Raw genomic sequence first — 14907 nt, 5'->3', positions numbered from 1 at the left:
AAAACTTAAAGTATAAGAATTCAAATAGAATTCTTAACTTTAAATTTTTCCCATAAACCGGAGTTTGAAATAAACTCTAAGTAATATTATATTTTTAGAATATATAATCTTTACTTATTTATGAAGGGAAAAAAACTACCCAATGAAAATATTAAACAAAATTTTTTTTAAAATTCAACAGCAAGTTACAAATTTATTTCATTAGCAAAATGAAAATTTTCAAGATTTCTAATGAATATCCAAGAATGTCTTTAAAATGTTCTTTAAAGACTTCAAAAGAATGTTTAAGAATTTCTCCAATTTCAGTTTTCATTTTATGCCTCCGGTTTTGGGTATATTTTCTGCAGGCATAAAAAACCTTCAATTGATACTTAATTTTCATTATTAATAAGTATTATAGTTTTTTTAGGAGTTTACTTTCATTTTAATTGTTACATTATAATTATTCAATCAAATTGATGTTATTTCATAAAAATAAGAGATTAAATAATTGTTTAAATTTAGAGAAAAATAGTTTTAAAAATAGATAATTAGAAAAAATTAAAAAATAAAAAAAGAAAAGAATAGATCAAATCTATTCTGCAGTTCCACGACCTGCGAACTCTTCATTGAGTTTGTATAATAAAGAGTTGTCGTCGCCAGCTAATTTGAGTTTAGCTAAGTTTTCCATAGCGTTTTCTTCTTCTTCAACTTGTTCTTCTACGAACCATTGCAAGAAGTTGTTGGTTGCATGGTCTTTTTCTTCAATAGCTAAGTCAACTAAATCATTGATTAAGCCGGTAACCATTTTTTCGTGGGATAAAACATGTTCGAATGCTGCAAGTGGAGATTCCCATTCGGTTTGTGGAGCTTCAATTGCAGTAAGGGTTACGCTTGCCCCTCTTCTAATGATGTAATCATAGAATTTCATACCATGTTCTAATTCTTCTGCAGCTTGTACTCTCATCCAGTTAGCAAATCCTGCTAAGTCGATGTCTTCAAAGTAAGCTGCCATAGATAAGTATAAGTATCCAGAATATACTTCTGCGTTTAATTGAGCATTTAATGCTGCTTCCATTTTTTCATTTACCATTATAACACCTTAAAATTAAAAAAATAAAATTTTTATTAAATTAAACATTGAAATGATAATTTAATAATCATGATTAAAATTTATTTATTCTTCTACGAAATCTCCTTTTTCTGCACCGCATAATGGGCAAGTCCAGTCATCTGGTAAGTCTTCAAAAGCAGTGCCTGGTTCTACGCCATTATCTGGGTCGCCAGCATCAGGATTATATTCGTATCCGCAAATATCACATACAAATACCATTTTATTCACCTTCAATAAAATTAGAAGTCGTATACTAAAAAGTTTAAATCAATTATAATGCTTTAAACATAGTTTTTACTGCACCGCATAAAGGGCATCTGAAATCATCAGGTACGTCTTCCCATGCAGTTCCTGCTTCGACGTTTCTTCTTGATTCACCTTTTTCAGTGTCGTATATGTATCCGCAAACAGTACATTTGTATTCAGCCATAATTTTAACCTCCAATAATAATTAATAATATCTTTAATTCTAATAATATATAAATTGTTTTATTTTATTACAACTTATTTTAAAAAACAGAAAAAAGTAATAATTATTTAACTAAAATTACAGGGACTTTAGAGACTTTTAAAGCATTTTCTGCAACACTTCCAATTTTAGAATAATCAATATTCTCTTCCTTGTCCATAGACTTTCCAAAAGCTCCAAAGACAGCAATGTCCGGATTTATCTTTCTAATCATTGTTGCCATATCCTGAATCGGATCTGCAGTGATGATATGCTCAACTACAACAACATCCTTTTCCTTTCCCTTAGCTGTAATCTCATCAAGGACCGCTCCGCCAGCATCATCCAAGTCATCATATGAAAAGTCAAGAGCAAAATCCATAACATATAAAGCGGAAATCTTTGCACCGTATTTGCTTGCCAAATCAATAGCTAAATCAACTGCCTTGTCTCCACATTTGGAACCATCGCTAGCAACTAAAATATTCTTAAACATATTATCATCTTAAAAAGAATAAAAATCATTATTGAAAAAATAATTTAAAAAATTAAAAAATACTAAAAAATAAAAAATTAACTGATTACATCAAGTAATCAGCCTTACAGAATCCAATGAAGTCATCAACTAACCTGTCAACATCTTTAGTGTCATCTTTAAGAAGCCCTTGATCAATGAAGATAGCCCTGTTACTTAATTCCCTAATGAAGTCTGTATTGTGTGAAACCATTACAATGGTAGTTCCAAACTCCTTGCAGATTCTCTTAAGTGAATTGGTGACTGTTCTCAAGGTTTTTGGGTCCAAGTCTCCAAACGGTTCATCAAGTAATAAAATATCAGGTTTGGATACAAGCACAAGTGCAAGCATAGCCCTTACCTTTTGACCACCAGATAATTCAAATGATCTTCTTCCTAAAATGTCTAAAGGCAAGTCAAGTGCTTCAAAGAGGTCTGAAACTTGCTCTGCAATTTCAGTTTCAGGGAATTTAGGGAACAATTCATCTAAAATGCTTGGTTCAAGTCCAACTTGCTCAAGACGAGCTTTTGCTTCCCTTTCTGGAAGGTCTGTCAATTGATATAATGCATCAAGCAAGATGTCAGGCAATCCTTCTTCCTTAGCCCTTTCTTTTGCTTCCTGAACCATATCAAATCTTTTGTATCCTAATTTCTTAGCCAATTGGCTTTGAACGGTAGCCCAGTATACCAAAGCGAATTCCTGATGCATGAAACCGATGTTTCTTCTAACTTCCATCCTGTCAAGGCTTGCTTTTCTGATGTCTACCCATTTGGTTTCTCCATCCTTGTCAAGCTTGAAAAATACATCACCGCTGTCAGGCACATCCATACCACCTAACATACGAAGAAGAATTGTCTTACCTGCTCCACTTGGACCTACTAAAGATAGGACATCCCCTCTTTTTACTTCAAAGCTGATATCCTTCATGTGCAAAACATCTTTACCTTTAAGCAAATAGAACCTTTTATCCAAATCACATGCTTTAATAAGGGTTTCATCTGTAGATTCAAGTTTAATGTCAACAGGGTCTTCAATGTCTGATAGGAACTCATCAATGATCTCATCAACATCACCCTCTTTAGCAATTTCACCGTCTTCCAAAAGGATTACCCTTTCAGCTAAGAACTTATGAATCTCAGGCAAGTGTGATACTAAAACAATAGTGATGTTTAACTCTTCATTGATCTTTTTAACAGCATCCAAAATTTCCTGTTTTGTTTTAGGACATGCCATTGTAGCAGGTTCGTCAAGAAGCATTACTTTAGGCTTTTTAGCAAGCTGCCTTGCCATGATAAGTCTTTGTTTCTCACCACCACTTAATACGGAAGCCAAGTGACCAGACTTTTCCTTAAGGCCTACAAGCTCCAATAGTTCATAAGCTTCCTTATCGAATTGGTCATGAGCCAATTCAAAGTCGGTTCCTGCCTCATCACCGTATTTTGCACCGTATAGCTTTCTAACAACATTGTCAAGTACGGTTTCTGGCCAAATACCAAAAGATCTTTGCAAGTGAATTGCAGTTTCCTTTTTTACTTGATTGAAATAAAATTGAGTTGAATCCGGCTTTAGGGTGTATCTTTCTACTCTAACTTCACCTTCATCAAATTTTTCAACTCCTCTTAATATTCTTAAAAGGGTTGTTTTACCGGAACCGCTTGTTCCTAAAATACCTACGATTTCTCCTTCTTTAACTTCAAGATTAATGTTATTTAGGGCTTTCACTTCTTCCCCATTATCTAATTTGTATGATTTAGAAAGGTTTTTAATACTTATCATTATACCACGATTTAAATTTTTAAATGATTATTATTAATTGGAATAATTAATTTAATAATTTTTTTAATTTTAAATATATTAAAAATATTTATACATTATATAATATTAAATTACCTATATTTAAAACCTTTTCAAAATTCCTGAAAAAATTGAAAATAACGAAATCAAAGCAATATTGACTGTAAAATAAACTTAATTCATTCATAATTGATAAGATTTAAATAATATAAATCTTAAAATAAGATTAAGGGTTTACACCTTTATGTAAACTCCTTTATTGGGAAATTGAAACGTTGAAGAATCCTCCTTTTTGGATTCTTTTAACGTTAACTATTACTTGCTATTTTTTTATAATTTAAAAATTTTAACATACTCTAACTATTTCTCAAACTAATTTTTAAAAAAAATACTATTTTTACATAATTCAATTTAATATAAATATTCAAAAAAGATTGTTTTTTACAAAATAATATCAATATAGTAATTAAAATGTAAATAAAAGGCATAAAATTGGTTAAATTTATAAATAATTAATTTAAACTAATATCAAGGTTTCGATATCTAAAACAAATCCTCAATTTCCCAAATTAAAGGAGGTGAAATTATGGTCGTGACTTTGAGACAAGTTTTGCTTGTTATCCTTTTCATAATTCAAATGATCTTAATTTTCATTGAATAAACTGTAGTTTCACGATAGTCGAATTTTACAAAAAGTTAACAGGTTTGATTTGCCTTAGATATACTTTCATCCTTGTTAAAATAGTAAAATAAGTTAAAAAATACTAAAAAAGTAAATTAGAATTCAATTGGATAGAATTCTGTATAAGTGGAGTTTCTTTCTATTGGATCTCTTCCCAAGTCATTGACTAATTTAGTTAGGTCTCTGATACTTGCATTCACTCCATCTGGAGCTCCAGAAGCTTCAGACAATTCATCCCCGCCTAAAGTTCCACCTAAGTCATTAGCACCTGCCAAAAGAGAAACTTGAGCAAATCTAAAGCCCATCTTTACCCAAGAGACTTGAATATTAGGAATGATGTCTCTAAACATCAATCTAGCAACTGCATAAAGCTTTAAATCTTGAGTACCAGTAGCTCCCAAATCCCTTTGTCCTTCAAGGAATATTGGTGAATGCTCATGCATGAATGTCATTGGAATGAATTCATTGAATCCGCCTGTATCAAGTTGAATCTGTCTAAGAATATCCAAGTGTTCAACCCTTTCTTCCATAGTCTCTACATGACCGTACATCATTGTTGCAGAACCTGTGATTCCTGCTTTCTGAGCTATCTTAATGACATCAATCCATTCTTGAGTTGTAACTTTCTTTGGACAGATGATTTCTCTTGACCTATCCGTCAATATTTCAGCAGCGGTTCCAGGCAATGTGTCCAAACCTGCCTTTTTCAATATCTTGAACGCCTCATCTACAGGTATTTCACTATTTAATGCAGCATCTCTAATCATTGTTGGTGAAAATCCATGGATTTCAACTTTAGGGTAATGTGACTTAAGCAATTTCAAAAGATGCTCATAATACTCGATTGTTGCATCTTCAAGCACTCCACCCATCAAGGTGAATTCACGAGCACCATCACGATAACCTCCTTCAGCCTTATTCAAAATGCCTTCATCATCCAATAGGTAAGCTTCAGGATCATCCGGGTCCTTACCGAAAGCACAGAATCCACAGCGTACATGACAGATGTTTGTGAAATTGATATTGCAGTTATTGATGAAGGTGACCTTATCACCAACAATCTCTTCACGGACTGCATCTGCAGCAGCTAAAAGCGGATAAATTTCTGAACCCTTTAGGTTCATTAAGTAATTCCCATCTTCAACTGAGATAGGCTCATCAAAAGCGCTATCTAAAATCTTCTTAGTTTTGGATGCCACATTAATTCTATCGTACATAATTTTAAATCAGTTCTATATAACATATAAAGTTTTCTATGGATTGAAAAAAATAATTAATTTCGATAGGTTAAATGATTAGATTTTAACTAAAAACTGATTAAATTATTAATAAAGAAAAGAAAATATTTATTAAAGAAATTAAGTAAAAAATCAGACATTTTTAGATAAAAATGATTAGTATTATAGATTATCAAATCAATAGGATTTCATAAATAAATAAAATCAAATAATCAAATATTAATATTATAAGGGATATAAAGAGATACAATGAAGAAAGTAACACGTGGCTTATTAATTGGAAGAATGCAACCTGTTCATAATGGCCATATCCAAATTATAGAAAAAACATTGAATTTTGTTGATGAAGTTGTAATTGGTATTGGAAGCGCTCAGTTAAGCCATGAGCTAAAGGACCCATTTACAGCAGGTGAAAGGATTATGATGATGACTCAAGCATTGGATGATGCCGGTATCGATCCTAAAAGGTATTACATCATTCCTATTGAAGATATCAATAGAAATGCATTATGGGTTGCTCAAGTCAAGATGCTGACTCCTCCTTTCTGTAAAGTCTATAGTGGAAATGCACTTGTGAAACGATTGTTCAAGGAAGAAGGATACGAAGTCTATCAGCCAGAGCTATTTGATAGGGAAGTCTTATCAGGTACCGAAGTTAGAGATAGAATCCTGAATGATGGTGATTGGAGGTCTCTTGTTCCTAAAGCTACTGCTGATGTTATTGAAGAGATAGATGGAGTATGCAGAATCAAGGAATTGAGCAAAAAGGAATTAAGTGAAAAATAATCATTTTTTTCTTATTCTATTTTTTTAAAATAATAATATAACAATCGTTATATTTATTAATAAAAAAATTAAATATATTAATGGAATAAGACAAAATAACTTTAAGTATCAAACTTAAATTTATATAATTCATTATTTATTAGGATGATAAAATGGTAATAAAAATTATAGAAAAAGACGACGAATATTTCACTATTGGAGATTTAATTGAAGATATTAAGAAATCACAAAGAGTTGACGAAGCTGGAGCTATTTACAGTTTTGAAGGAATTGTAAGGGGTACAGAAGAAAACAAGACAGTAGATAAACTTACATTAACTCTTCCAGATAAGGAAAAGGCATTAGCAGAAATAGAATCCATTGTAGAAACCGCTAAAGTAAAGCATGGAGTATTTGAAATAAGTGTTATACATTACATTGGAGAGTTCTACACTGGAGATCAATTGTTCTTGGTTGTAGTTCTCGGACCACACAGAGGAGAAACCTTAGAAGCTCTTACAGAAGTTATAGAAAGAGTGAAACATGAAATTGACTTTAAGAAAGAAGAGCTTTCCAATCAAGGAACTAAAGTTATAATGGCAGGAGGATGATTCTGTCATTAATACCACCATTTTAAAAAACACCATAGGAAAACCAAAAACCAATTTTAAAATAATAAAAAAATAAAAATAAAAAAAGATAGATTGATTTTAAATCCCTAGAATGCAAAATTAAATTTTGCTAATTAAACTTATTTTATAACAAATCTATTTAGCAACCATTATTTCAGTAGATTTAATAACTGCTTTTACTTCATCTCCTTCTTTTAATTCCAATTTTTCAGCAGATTCTCTAGTAATTATTGCAGTAATTATGCCGGGTTCGTCTACAGCAATCTTAATGCTTGCCATAACTTCTCCTAATTTTACATTTTCAACTTTTCCTTTTAATCCATTTCTTGCACTAATTTCCATAATAATACCTCTTGAAATTAATAAGTATACAATTCGATAATTGTATATATTATAATTATGCTTTATATTATTTAAATATTACAGTTAAAATAGTTTTTTACGATAATTATTTTATATATATCGATAATAATATAATCTTTAAAAAAAGACAAATTTTATGATTTTTTTATTCGAATAAAAAAAAGTTCAATTAAAATATTATTTAATTTAAGAATTATTTCAATGAAAACAATATTAAAATGAGATTAAAAATTTCAAATAAAGAAAAATATTGATTAAAATTAAAAAATTATAATTAAACTCTCAAAAAAATAGGAATAAAAAGCTTAAAACTATCTAAATATTAGAAAACTTTATTAAATAAGTCTTTTATAAATACCATTAGATAATTATTGAATATTTTAAGATTTAATAATCAAAAATGAATGAAAATATAAAATAGAGAATTAAAAATAAATAATTTTTAAAAATTCAAAATAACTAAGATGTGTTATTATGTCACGACAGAAATTCATCAGAGACAGCATACATGGAAACTTGCCACTAAGTGAATTTGAAGTGGAAATATTGGATTATCCGCAAGTTCAAAGATTAAGAAGGGTGAAGCAATTAGGATTCATTTCATTGATTTATCCTGGAGCTAACCACTCCCGTTTTGAGCATTGCATTGGAACAATGCATCTTGCATCAAAGCTTGCTGAACAATTGGAATTGGATGAACATGATAAGGAATTGGTTAGAATGGCAGGATTATTGCACGATGCAGGCCATGGACCATTTTCACATGTTTCAGAAGCTGTTTTTGAAGTTCCACACGAGGAATTGACTGGATTTGTTGTTAAAAAAACAAGCTTGGCAGACAAGCTTTCTGAGAAATTTGACACACAGGAAATCGTTGACATAATAAACGGTAAAGGTAGGTTAGGCCCAATAATCTCTGGTGAATTGGATATGGATCGTATGGATTACCTCATTAGGGATTCACATTATACAGGTGTGGCTTATGGAGTAATCGATACCGAGCGTATCATAAGCAATTTAAAGCTAAAGAGAGAATTGATATTGGACATCAAAGGGGTTCAAGCTGCAGAAGCTGCTTTAACAGCTCGTTATCTAATGTATCCAAGTGTTTATCAGCATCACACTACAAGAATCATCAATGCAATGTTTAGAAGATGTCTAAGGCATATGATAAGCCAAGATATTGTCAATCCTAATGAGATGTATAAGTACGATGATTCAGACATGATAAGCATGTGCAGAAGCTCTGAAGGATTTTCAAGAGACATTATGGAGCGAATTGACAACAGGCAGCTATTGAAGGTAGCTAAATCAGAACCTGTAAACGGATTTGAAAAGCCAGAGCAAATATTTAAAATCGAAAAGGAAAAACTGGCAAAGGCCGAAGAGGAAATCAGTGAAGACTTCGGTTTGGATAGAAATTATGTTATTCTAAATGTATCAGAATATCCAAGCTTTGATGAAATGAAAACCTGGGTTTCCTTTGGAGAAAACCTTTATCACCTAAATGAAATTTCAAGTATAGTAGGTGCATTAAGCAGTGCAAGGTTCAATTCAGCGGATATTTCACTTTATGTCCCTAAGGAAGATATGGAAAAATTAAATAGGTTAAAACTAGACAATTACATTGATTTGCCAGAAAGAGTGAATAAATTTGATACAATCCATTTTGAACAGTCAACATTGTTTTAAATCAAAATTATAAAATTATAAATTTATTATTTTTAAGAGAGGAAAACATGATAGTAATAGCTATTACAGGTGCAAGCGGAGTAATCTATGGAGTGGAACTGCTTAAGGCATTGAAAGAACTGAATATTGAAACCGGATTATTGATTAGCGATCCTGCTAAGATAGTGATTAAATATGAACTTGAAGACTATGACTTAGATGAGATAAAATCATTGGCAGCCCATTTCTTTGAAGCTAATGAAATAGATTCATCAATAAACAGCGGTTCATTCAAATTCGATTCACTGGTAATAATTCCTTGCTCCATGAAAACAGTCTCTGCAATAGCTAACGGCTATGCATCCAATTCCATTACCCGTGTAGCAGATGTTGCATTAAAGGAAAGAAGAGACCTTGTCTTAGTGCCAAGGGAAACTCCATTAAGAAGCGCTCATCTTGAAAATATGCTTAGAATATCTAAAGAGGGAGGCATAATATTACCTGCAATGCCTGCATTCTATCATAATCCTGAAAGCATAAATGACATTACTGATTTTATAGTTGGAAAAGTATTGGATGTCTTGAAAATAGATAATGAAATGTTTAAAAGATGGGAAAAGCCATAATGACCCCCATAATCTCTTGAGTGGAAATATGATTAATGACTTCGATTTTTTAACAACATGTGACATTTCAGGATTTTTAAAAGAAGAAATCCGTTCCATCCTAATCTATAAATCTGATGTGAAGGATTCAGATATTGTTTTAGACATCAATTGTGGTGTTGGAGAGATATCTTCAGAATTTTCCAATCTTGCTCAAAAGGTATATGCAATTGATGAAAGTCCCCAAGCCACCACAATAAGCCAAGAGAATATTAAAAAGCATGGAAATATCGATAATGTTGAAATAATTAATGAAGATGGATTATCTGCAATTGAAAAAATAGAAAATTTTGATATTGCTATCCTGCATGCTAAAAATGGCAATTGCAATGAATTTATAGATACAATCCATGAAAAAATCAATGCTAAAGGCAGAATGCTATTTTTAACCAATTTCCTTGACATTGAAGTGAATATAATTAATAAATTGGATGAACTGAATTACAACCCACAAATCACTCAAGTAAACATTTCAAAAGGACAATTATTGTATAAAGGAATAAAAATGGAAAGTCAAGATCCAATGACTATCATTTTTGCTAAAAAAAGATGATTGTAAAAAATAGCTTTTAAAAAGAAATTTAATTGAATTATTCTAAATCTTCAAGATCTTCTTTTCTGTTGAAGTTTCTAAAGTCCTTTTCAAAAAGAACTTTATTGTCCACTTCTATAAAACAAGGATTTTTCAAGCCTTTAATGAATGATTTGACATATAAATTATCTTCTTTTAAAAGCTCATCAATATTATTCAAATTCTCTTTTTTGTAAATTGAATGCAATGGCTCAGAGTTTGCTATTTTCATATCCATTGTCATTTCACTTGCATCATCAAAGTTAAATTCCTCAGTATCCTTGAACTTCTCCTTATTTGATTTTATGTGAAATGGAATGATTGCATCAATATGAGATTCCAATTTTTCTTCCAAGAGATTAAACATGGAATCTATAAAACATTCACTTATAAAAGGTGAATCAGAAGGCAAAACAAGTGCATAATTTGTTTTTATATTCTTGAGCCCAGTCATGATTCCTGATATTGGACCCTTTTCCTTGATTTCATCTTCAACAAAGAATAATGAATAATCAAAATTGTCTTCAATATTTCCTTCACAATACTGGTTAAGAAGTGATTGATAATCAGCTATTCTTTCTGCATCATTTAAAACGATTACAGCGTCATTTATTTTATAGTTTAATCTATCAAGTATGTGTAAAATCATAGGTTTCTCTTGAATAATCATAGATCCCTTATCTTGACCCATTCTTCTACTCTTTCCTCCTGATAAAACTATGCAAGAATACAATTTTTGACCATTCATAATAATCATCTTTAAAATAAAAGTAAAAAATTAAAAAAAGAAAAGTGTTGATTAATTGAAAATATCAATTAACCATAATTAAATAAATCTATTCATTTACATGAACATCAGCTTCGCTGTCAAATGGATTGGTACGAATAGCGAGTGAAATCATGTAAGGATAATATTTTTTAAGGTATTTTAAATAGTAAACCCATTCATATACCAATTTAGAGTAAACTCTCTTCATGTCACCGTTTAAGTGATTGAAATCAGCATCTTTTATGTCTGAGAATTCACCTCTACGGGAAAGTTCCTCATCCAAATGCAATAAAGCAAGCAAGAGTGATGAGAATTCATCTTTTTCCAATAGGTTAGGGTTATTGATGAGGTTTACTAAAAATTCTCTTTTTTCCATAAGAAGAGAATGGATATTTGTCAAGAACTCTTCCCTTTCCTCTGGCGGAATGTCGGCTTTGAAGTCAAGGCCATTTTCTTTCAATTCCTTCATCTTATTATCGAAATCCTTTTCTTCCCAGTTCCTGATATCCTTTAGGTTTTCAGTGTTTATCTTGTTTTTATTGACTTTGCTGAGCTCAGCTAAAAGATCATTTCCAATTTCTGAGAAGAAAGTACCCATAAGCATGTCTATTTTCTCTAAAATAGCTTCGTGTTCCTTTTTGCCCATTATTCCTTCAAGCAAGAATGCGACAATCAATATGTCAATTGGAATGAAACCTATATGTTTCCAAAGATAAGCAATAATCTCTTCACCATCTCCAAAGATGAGATATCTAGCTAAAAAGATGACAACAGCCAAGACAAACATGATTATTGCAAATCTGATTTTCCAACTTCTTTCGTTGTTTTCTCTCATTTCATTAACTCCAAAAAACTATACAAATTAATAATCACTATAAAACTTCTTAACAGTATAATTGTTAATTAATTTATAATAGTAGTTTATTCCTTTAATTTAATAAAGTATTCGTTTTAAGAAATATAAATTAAATTCGTTAAGTAAATAATTCATAAAACATTAAAATAAGAAGAATTAATTAATTGAATGAAAAAATAGAAAAGATAGGCAAATAAGTAAAATAAGTAAAATAAGTAAAATAAGTAAAAAAAGAAAAAAATGAATAATTTTTAAAACTAAAAAATTATTCAAAGTTTGGATAGTTTGGACTTTCGTTAGTAATCATCAATTCATGAGGATGTGATTCCTTAATACCACTTGCAGTGATTCTAACGAAACGAGCAACTTCCTTCATGGTTGGAATGTCACGAGCACCACAGTAACCCATGGAAGACTTTAATCCTCCAACCAATTGGAAGACAACTTCAGCTACAGTTCCCTTATATGGAACTACACCTTCCACTCCTTCAGCTACCAATTTTGAATGTTTCATATGGGTGCCTTTATCCAATTCTTGGAAGTATCTGTCAGCTCCACCACCGGATCCGCCAGTCATAGCTCCAATGGAACCCATTCCACGGTAGGTCTTGTATTTTCTACCATTCATGGTAACAATGTCACCAGGAGCTTCCAAGGTTCCTGCAAGCAAGTTACCAAGCATTACAACATCTGCACCTGCTCCAATAGCTTTTGCAATGTCACCGGAGTATCTAAGTCCCCCATCCGCAATGACAGGAATTCCAGCTTCGCTTGCAACATCAGCAACTTCTGAAATTGCTGTTACTTGAGGCACTCCAATACCTGCTACAATACGGGTAGTACAAATGGAACCAGGACCAATACCTACTTTAAGACCATCTGCACCATGAGCAATCAAGTCTTCTGCAGCTTCACGGGTTGCAATGTTACCCATACATAAGTCTGCATCAATATTGTCCTTAATGGTTTCTGCAAATTTAACTACATTCATGTTATGAGCATGAGCACAATCAATTGAAATGATGTCTGCACCAGCTTCATCCAATGCCATAGCTCTGTCCAAATCAAAAGGACCACAAGCTGCTGCCACTAAATATTTGCCTTTCTTATCAAGTGCAGCATTAGGATGTTGATCTTGATTTAAGATATCCTTAATGGTAAGAATACCTACCAAATCACCATCTTCACTAACAACAGGCAACCTTTCGACCTTGTTTTCATAAGCAATATCCAATGCCTCTTCAGAACTTATGTCCTCTTTAATTGTAACAACTTCAGAAGTCATAATGTCTTTAACTAATTTTTTAGCATCAGATTTCAAAAACGGTCTGACATCTCTTTTTGAGATAATTCCTACAATCTTCTCATTTTCTATAACTGGAAGACCGCTAACAGATTCATTTTCCATAATATCTTGGACTGTTTCAATGGAAGATTCAGGACTGATTGTCACTACATCACGTACAGTAATATCTTCAGCGCTTTTTACTTTCTTAACCTCTTCCACTTGTGCCTCTTGAGTGATGTTACGGTGAATTACACCGATTCCTCCTTCCTGAGCAAGTGCAATAGCTAAATTAGCTTCAGTAACTGTATCCATTGCAGCACTCATAATAGGTATATTTAATTGGATGTCTTTAGTTAAGTTTACTTTAGTTTCCACATCTTTTGCTTCAATCCAGGAAGCATTAGGAACTAATAAAAAATCATCATAAGTGTAACCAGGTTTTGCATTATATATCTTATCTGAAAATTGCAATTTTTTTCCTCCTAAAAATTGTAAAAAAATAAAAATTATAATTAAATTAATGAAAATGATTTAAAAAAAATTATCCTAATTTAAGAAAATTAAGATAATTATTAAGCATCTATTGAATAAATATTTGAAATTATTCTTCAAATGATTTGACCAATTCTTTTAATTCAGCTACAGCAGTTCTGTCTATGTGACCGGTGTTTCTGTCTCCACCTACACAAGCAGCTCCTCTAACACCTACGACATCACAGCCGATGTCATATAATGGTTTTAATTGATCTTTTTTAACTGAGCCTGCTAAAGCAACTTTTAAACCGTAACTGTGAGCTTCTTCAGTGAATTTTTTACAATCATCAATATCTAAGTAATCAAATAAAGTATGTCCATCTTTAACAGCAGTGTCTAACATAGCTAAATCTGCTCCAGCATCTTTTGCCACTTTAGGAATATCCCATGGACTTACAGCTCCTACTCTATGTGCATCAGCATAACCGGAAGCAACAACAATAGCATTAGGATCTGTATCCTTTACAGTTTTAACTACATTTTCCATTACTTCTAAAGCTTCTTCATAGTTACTTGGACCGTATAATCCTACTTTAATGTAATCTGCACCGGAAACTAATGCACCCATAGCAGCTAAAGATACGGTACCAGGTTTATATGGAACATCTCCTAAAGTTGCACTTACAAGCATGTCGCGAGGAGTGAGTTCTCTGATATCCTTAATTACCCAAGGGAAATTAGCTCCAAGGGAACCTTCTTTAGGATTTTTTACATCAACTATGTCTGCTCCACCTTCAATGGATTCAATAGCTTCATCATGATTTATAGGACTAATTAATAAAAGCAAATATATTCCTCCAAACTATATAATTTTCATTATTTGTATTATCTTAATTTAATTAATATTTAATTGTTATATTTAATTAATTTTTTAATTATTTAAACTTATCTAAATTTTTTTATTTCTAAATGTTTTTGAAATTTTTATTATAAATATTATTAATTTTATAAAAAATAATATTATATAAAATATTTTAGATTATTTATACTTTTATAAATAATAATATAAATACTTTTAATTTT

General features: G+C 31.3%; 16 protein-coding genes. 5 read left to right on the top strand and 11 right to left on the bottom strand.

Annotation, left to right across the window (positions count from 1 at the left end; genetic code table 11):
- Positions 1–574: 574 nt before the first annotated feature.
- The 6 genes from IJI80_RS07795 to cofH form a co-directional block, all read right to left on the bottom strand.
- The gene (locus IJI80_RS07795; RefSeq protein WP_292789123.1) at positions 575–1072 is read right to left on the bottom strand and encodes a ferritin; all 498 of its coding nucleotides are present in this window, start codon (positions 1070–1072) and stop codon (positions 575–577) included.
- 84 nt (positions 1073–1156) lie between these two features.
- Positions 1157–1312, bottom strand: a complete 156-nt coding sequence (locus IJI80_RS07790; protein WP_292789120.1) for a rubredoxin — start codon at positions 1310–1312, stop codon at positions 1157–1159.
- A gap of 52 nt (positions 1313–1364) precedes the next feature.
- Positions 1365–1523 (bottom strand): rubredoxin, encoded by a 159-nt coding sequence (locus IJI80_RS07785; RefSeq protein ID WP_292789116.1) that lies wholly within the window; start codon positions 1521–1523, stop codon positions 1365–1367.
- 103 nt (positions 1524–1626) lie between these two features.
- A complete protein-coding gene (locus IJI80_RS07780; protein ID WP_292789115.1) occupies positions 1627–2037 on the bottom strand; it encodes a universal stress protein in 411 nt (136 codons plus the stop codon).
- Between the two features lie 85 nt (positions 2038–2122).
- Entirely contained in the window at positions 2123–3832 is a 1710-nt protein-coding gene (locus IJI80_RS07775) for an ATP-binding cassette domain-containing protein (RefSeq protein ID WP_292789114.1), read from the bottom strand.
- 795 nt (positions 3833–4627) lie between these two features.
- Positions 4628–5749 (bottom strand): 5-amino-6-(D-ribitylamino)uracil--L-tyrosine 4-hydroxyphenyl transferase CofH, encoded by a 1122-nt coding sequence (cofH, locus tag IJI80_RS07770; protein WP_292789113.1) that lies wholly within the window; start codon positions 5747–5749, stop codon positions 4628–4630.
- Between the two features lie 270 nt (positions 5750–6019).
- Here cofH and IJI80_RS07765 point away from each other — a divergent pair, with 270 nt between their 5' ends.
- Positions 6020–6556: a nicotinamide-nucleotide adenylyltransferase gene (locus IJI80_RS07765; protein WP_292789112.1), complete on the top strand. Its 537-nt coding sequence runs from the start codon at positions 6020–6022 to the stop codon at positions 6554–6556.
- A gap of 152 nt (positions 6557–6708) precedes the next feature.
- Positions 6709–7146, top strand: coding sequence for a molybdenum cofactor biosynthesis protein MoaE (locus IJI80_RS07760; RefSeq protein ID WP_292789109.1), 438 nt, complete (start codon positions 6709–6711; stop codon positions 7144–7146).
- A gap of 156 nt (positions 7147–7302) precedes the next feature.
- Here the strand turns inward: IJI80_RS07760 and IJI80_RS07755 are convergent, their stop codons facing one another.
- Positions 7303–7509, bottom strand: a complete 207-nt coding sequence (locus IJI80_RS07755) for a TOBE domain-containing protein (RefSeq protein ID WP_292789107.1) — start codon at positions 7507–7509, stop codon at positions 7303–7305.
- Positions 7510–8001: 492 nt separating this feature from the next.
- On the opposite strand from IJI80_RS07755, the gene IJI80_RS07750 reads away from it, so the two are divergent.
- The 3 genes from IJI80_RS07750 to IJI80_RS07740 are packed head-to-tail and all read left to right on the top strand — an operon-like array spanning position 8002 to position 10419.
- Positions 8002–9222: an HD domain-containing protein gene (locus tag IJI80_RS07750; RefSeq protein WP_292789230.1), complete on the top strand. Its 1221-nt coding sequence runs from the start codon at positions 8002–8004 to the stop codon at positions 9220–9222.
- A gap of 47 nt (positions 9223–9269) precedes the next feature.
- Complete coding sequence (locus IJI80_RS07745; protein WP_292789105.1) at positions 9270–9827, top strand: UbiX family flavin prenyltransferase; 558 nt, start codon at positions 9270–9272, stop codon at positions 9825–9827.
- A 28-nt stretch (positions 9828–9855) separates the two neighbouring features.
- Positions 9856–10419: a methyltransferase domain-containing protein gene (locus tag IJI80_RS07740; RefSeq protein WP_292789103.1), complete on the top strand. Its 564-nt coding sequence runs from the start codon at positions 9856–9858 to the stop codon at positions 10417–10419.
- Between the two features lie 37 nt (positions 10420–10456).
- Here IJI80_RS07740 and IJI80_RS07735 read toward each other — a convergent pair whose 3' ends face one another.
- The 4 genes from IJI80_RS07735 to IJI80_RS07720 form a co-directional block, all read right to left on the bottom strand.
- Complete coding sequence (locus tag IJI80_RS07735; protein ID WP_292789101.1) at positions 10457–11185, bottom strand: molybdenum cofactor guanylyltransferase; 729 nt, start codon at positions 11183–11185, stop codon at positions 10457–10459.
- An 88-nt stretch (positions 11186–11273) separates the two neighbouring features.
- Positions 11274–12041 (bottom strand): hypothetical protein, encoded by a 768-nt coding sequence (locus tag IJI80_RS07730; RefSeq protein ID WP_292789099.1) that lies wholly within the window; start codon positions 12039–12041, stop codon positions 11274–11276.
- A 286-nt stretch (positions 12042–12327) separates the two neighbouring features.
- On the bottom strand, positions 12328–13821 hold the full coding sequence (gene guaB, locus IJI80_RS07725; RefSeq protein ID WP_292789097.1) for an IMP dehydrogenase: 1494 nt from the start codon (positions 13819–13821) through the stop codon (positions 12328–12330).
- Positions 13822–13951: 130 nt separating this feature from the next.
- Positions 13952–14671 (bottom strand): (5-formylfuran-3-yl)methyl phosphate synthase, encoded by a 720-nt coding sequence (locus IJI80_RS07720; RefSeq protein WP_292789095.1) that lies wholly within the window; start codon positions 14669–14671, stop codon positions 13952–13954.
- Positions 14672–14907: the final 236 nt, after the last annotated feature.

The sequence above is a fragment of the Methanobrevibacter sp. genome, assembly GCF_017432245.1.
In the GTDB taxonomy this organism is placed as follows: domain Archaea; phylum Methanobacteriota; class Methanobacteria; order Methanobacteriales; family Methanobacteriaceae; genus Methanobrevibacter.
Note: the sequence above shows the minus strand (reverse complement) of the source record. Positions and strands in the feature narration are given on the sequence as shown.

What these genes read in the sequence shown, in the direction of transcription:
- IJI80_RS07795 (WP_292789123.1), bottom strand. Translation starts at nt 1,072, where the DNA reads ATGGTAAATGAAAAAATGGAAGCAGCATTAAATGCTCAATTAAACGCA.
- IJI80_RS07790 (WP_292789120.1), bottom strand. Translation starts at nt 1,312, where the DNA reads ATGGTATTTGTATGTGATATTTGCGGATACGAATATAATCCTGATGCT.
- IJI80_RS07785 (WP_292789116.1), bottom strand. Translation starts at nt 1,523, where the DNA reads ATGGCTGAATACAAATGTACTGTTTGCGGATACATATACGACACTGAA.
- IJI80_RS07780 (WP_292789115.1), bottom strand. Translation starts at nt 2,037, where the DNA reads ATGTTTAAGAATATTTTAGTTGCTAGCGATGGTTCCAAATGTGGAGAC.
- IJI80_RS07775 (WP_292789114.1), bottom strand. Translation starts at nt 3,832, where the DNA reads ATGATAAGTATTAAAAACCTTTCTAAATCATACAAATTAGATAATGGG.
- cofH (WP_292789113.1), bottom strand. Translation starts at nt 5,749, where the DNA reads ATGTACGATAGAATTAATGTGGCATCCAAAACTAAGAAGATTTTAGAT.
- IJI80_RS07765 (WP_292789112.1), top strand. Translation starts at nt 6,020, where the DNA reads ATGAAGAAAGTAACACGTGGCTTATTAATTGGAAGAATGCAACCTGTT.
- IJI80_RS07760 (WP_292789109.1), top strand. Translation starts at nt 6,709, where the DNA reads ATGGTAATAAAAATTATAGAAAAAGACGACGAATATTTCACTATTGGA.
- IJI80_RS07755 (WP_292789107.1), bottom strand. Translation starts at nt 7,509, where the DNA reads ATGGAAATTAGTGCAAGAAATGGATTAAAAGGAAAAGTTGAAAATGTA.
- IJI80_RS07745 (WP_292789105.1), top strand. Translation starts at nt 9,270, where the DNA reads ATGATAGTAATAGCTATTACAGGTGCAAGCGGAGTAATCTATGGAGTG.
- IJI80_RS07740 (WP_292789103.1), top strand. Translation starts at nt 9,856, where the DNA reads ATGATTAATGACTTCGATTTTTTAACAACATGTGACATTTCAGGATTT.
- IJI80_RS07735 (WP_292789101.1), bottom strand. Translation starts at nt 11,185, where the DNA reads ATGAATGGTCAAAAATTGTATTCTTGCATAGTTTTATCAGGAGGAAAG.
- IJI80_RS07730 (WP_292789099.1), bottom strand. Translation starts at nt 12,041, where the DNA reads ATGAGAGAAAACAACGAAAGAAGTTGGAAAATCAGATTTGCAATAATC.